The organism is Billgrantia kenyensis (assembly GCF_013697085.1).
In the GTDB taxonomy this organism is placed as follows: Bacteria; Pseudomonadota; Gammaproteobacteria; order Pseudomonadales; family Halomonadaceae; genus Halomonas; species Halomonas kenyensis.
In genome coordinates, this window is record NZ_JACEFT010000084.1 from 1 (window position 1) to 1,022 (window position 1,022).

Annotated in this window: 1 protein-coding gene; it reads right to left on the reverse strand. The window is 65.6% G+C overall.

Annotation, left to right across the window (positions count from 1 at the left end; translation table 11 throughout):
- Positions 1-1,022: TRAP transporter large permease (locus tag H1D44_RS20690; protein WP_181517151.1), on the reverse strand; the 1,022-nt coding region annotated here is incomplete at both ends.

Consider the following 1,022-nt stretch of genomic DNA (forward strand, 5'->3'; position numbering starts at 1 on the left):
CAGCCCACGTAGAGGCAGGTTCCCACCGGCGGGGTGAGCAGGCCGATGCCGAGCACGAAGGCCATCAGCACGCCGAAGTAGGCGGGATCGATCCCCACGGTGGTAACGATGGGGGTGAGCATCGGCGCCATGATCACCATGGCCGGGGTCAGGTCCATGACGAAGCCCACCAGCAACAGCAGGGCGGCGACGATCAGCAGCAGCAGGAAGGGATCCTGGGTGATGGCCTGAACCAGGGTCTGCGGCACCATGTTGATGGTCAGGAACCAGGCGATGACGGTGGCGAAAGCGAGCAGCAGCAGCACCATGCCGGTCAGTCGCGCGGTGCGAATCAGCATGCCCCAGAGATCGCGCAGGCGGATCTCGCGGTAGAACACCAGGGAGATGAACAGCGAGTAGAGCAGCGCCGCCACCGCCGCTTCGGTGGCGGTAAAGATCCCGCCGATGATGCCGCCGATGACGATGACCGGCAGTACCAGCGCCAGCCAGGCGGACTTGAAGGCCTGCCACAGGCGGCCCAGCTCGAAGCGGCGGGTCTGCCCGGCATGCTCGATACTGGCCATGATGAAGGTGGTCGTCATCAGGGCGAAGCCGATCAGCAGCCCCGGCACGATGCCGGCGATGAACAGGCGGCTGATCGAGGTCTCGGTGACGATGCCGAACAGGATCAGGGGAATGGAGGGCGGAATGATGATGCCGATCACCGAGGAGACGGTGTTGATCGCCGTGGCGTGAGGCGCGGAGTAGCCCTGCTGCTTCATCGACGGGATCATCATCGAGCCGGTGGCGGCGGTATCGGCTACCGCCGAGCCGCTGATGCCGCCGAAGAACATCGAACCGGTGATGGCCACCTGGCCCAGCCCGCCGCGCACGAATCCCACCAGCGCACCGGCCAGGTCCATCAGGCGGCGCGCGATGCCGCCGTGGCTCATCACCTCGCCGACCAGGATGAAGAACGGAATCGCCAGCAGCGGGAAGTTGTTGACCCCGCGTATCGACTGCTCGATCAGGATCGAGAGCGG